A 2,186-nucleotide genomic window follows, 5' to 3' on the forward strand; every position below is an offset into this window, starting at 1 on the left:
GGCATCCGCTTCCACCCCGGCATGGCATATCCGTTTTTTCAGGAACCGCTAGCGGATTTCCTCTCACCGGTTGAGCCCTATTCTAAGATGACTCAACGGCTGGCGCTCACTCAGGTCTATGACCAACTCGCCAAGACAACATGCCCATCCGCAAGAACACGGATACTGGATGAGTGGCTGCTGCATCAGCTGGCGGATTCCCCAATCATTCAACCCAATTTACTCACTGCACTACATTGGCTTGAACAGCAAGCGCAGGACCCAATTGCAACTCTTCCCCACCACGTAAACCTCGGTCAACGCCAGCTCGAACGTCTGTTTAAACAATGGGTGGGTATTAGCCCAACGCACTACCGTCGTATAGTGCGGGTGAATACCGTACGTTCCCGCCTGCGTAACCACTCTGATTCTATCCACCTGAGTTTCGAAGCAATCAACGCCGGATATTTTGATCAGGCCCACATGAACCGGGAGTTCAAACGTGTCGTTGGCCTGACGCCGGGTCAATACCTGAGGTGCCTGAATAGAAATGAGACAAGGCCACTTTAAAAGCAACCTCTGTGGCCTAAGATGCTACTTTCTAATCGATCGGAATGATGCTGGAGATCGATACTGAACAACAGTCCCACTCATCCCATGCAGATACGAGAGTCGCCAATTTCGTATAGCCTGCAGATCTGGGATGGGCACCGTCATTTGATGCAACTTCTCGCATCCAGATCGGATCATCAATCAATTCACTCACCACCGACAGATACGGCACTGACAGGCTTTGGCACAGCTCGGCTAACGAACCATCTAGATCCTTGATGCGTATGTTTTGTTCTGAATCCGCAATCGGTGGCGGACCAATCATCAACACCCGACACACGGATGCGGCCTCGGTAAGCATCGCACGAGCGTTTTCGAGGCTTTGCTGTGCAGATACGCGCTGATCACCACCCTCAATCACCGTGTCATTTACACCAAACGAAAAAACGATCAGTTTTTCAAAATCGCCTTCCAGACGCTGCTGACTCTCCTCACCCCAGCGATTCAGAATATCTTCTGAGGTGTTACGGCGAATCCCCAAATTGTAATGGGTTACTTCAAGATCATCCCTGTCTCGTTCGAGCTGAGCACTGACCCGTCCTGTCCAGCCTAACTTGGTTTCATCACCCGTCCCGTTAACAAACGAGTCGCCTATAAAGCAGATTCTGAGGTCCTTTTTCACAATATCCTTCTTTTCAATCGAAGCTGAGTCATATGTCGGAAGATCGATCCAACCTGAGATCGTAACCGCGTTATCGTGCCACCCTAAGGAATAAACATCCACTCTGCCTTCAAAAGGCGTTTTAACTCCTTCCTATTCAGATAGCGCGCACCAATAAAAAAGGCCACCTAATCAGGCGGCCTTTGCGGTTAGAGAGCGTTAAGCGGAAATTACCGGTCTCTCACCGGGTGCTCGGTTGATACGTGCGATACCGTCGTTTCATATTCTGCGGTGCAATGAGCACCCGCAGAAGGCGTTTCGGTCTTACGCATCATCAGCTGCTCCTGATGCTGAAAGATATCCCAGGTCATCAGGCTTTCACTTGGATTTGGATACCCGTTGGTCATAGACTCAACCGCTTAAGCGATCCAAACAGACTTACTGTTACAGAACTCACGGATACCGTTGACACCCAACTCACGCCCCAGACCGGAAGCTTTAGTGCCGCCGAACGGCATGCGGATATCACTCGCAACCTGCGCATTCACGAATCCAGCGCCCACATCCAGCTGGCGTAAGATCGCTTCGCCCTTCTCCACGTCCTGAGTCCAAACGCTGGCCCCCAGACCAAAACGGGTCTGATTGGCCAATTCGATGGCGTGGGCTTCATCCCGGGCCGCCAGCGAAGACATGCAAAAACCGTCGCTGTGCAGCACACTGGCGGGGTTGTCCCCACCCGGCAGCGGGGCGGCGTCCCATTCGAACGCCGTGATGGTGCGCAGCGCCGGCACGCTGACCCGGCTGCTCATGAACATCCCCATGCCGCCGTTGAGAAAGCGGTCCTCGCTGGTCTGGGTGGTCTCCGCCACGATATCTGGGGCGACCCGGTGTGTGCGCTGCAGGTCGAGGAACCAGCGCACGGCGGCGCGCGCCGGCGGCTCATCCAGGGCCAGCCGGCCGGGCTGTTCGGGATTGTCAAAGAAATCCGCACCCC

General features: G+C 53.9%; 4 protein-coding genes. 1 reads left to right on the forward strand and 3 read right to left on the reverse strand.

From position 1 onward, the window contains the following. Positions 1-549: helix-turn-helix domain-containing protein (locus tag ABYW01_RS20015; RefSeq protein ID WP_372836191.1), on the forward strand; the 549-nt coding region annotated here is incomplete at its 5' end. 31 nt (positions 550-580) lie between these two features. Here ABYW01_RS20015 and ABYW01_RS20020 read toward each other — a convergent pair. From ABYW01_RS20020 to ABYW01_RS20030, 3 genes are all read right to left on the reverse strand, one after another. Further along, a complete protein-coding gene (locus ABYW01_RS20020) occupies positions 581-1,213 on the reverse strand; it encodes a GDSL-type esterase/lipase family protein (protein WP_372836193.1) in 633 nt (210 codons plus the stop codon). A 209-nt stretch (positions 1,214-1,422) separates the two neighbouring features. Further along, complete coding sequence (locus ABYW01_RS20025; RefSeq protein WP_372836195.1) at positions 1,423-1,599, reverse strand: hypothetical protein; 177 nt, start codon at positions 1,597-1,599, stop codon at positions 1,423-1,425. Positions 1,600-1,611: 12 nt separating this feature from the next. After that, the coding region (locus ABYW01_RS20030; RefSeq protein ID WP_372836197.1) for an aldehyde dehydrogenase family protein at positions 1,612-2,186 on the reverse strand (575 nt) is incomplete at its 5' end.

Origin of the sequence: Pontibacterium sp. (assembly GCF_041587635.1) — a bacterium.
In the GTDB taxonomy this organism is placed as follows: Bacteria; Pseudomonadota; Gammaproteobacteria; order Pseudomonadales; family Balneatricaceae; genus Pontibacterium.

Coding starts and splice junctions, on each gene's coding strand:
- ABYW01_RS20025 (WP_372836195.1), bottom strand. CDS start 1,599: ATGACCAACGGGTATCCAAATCCAAGTGAAAGCCTGATGACCTGGGAT.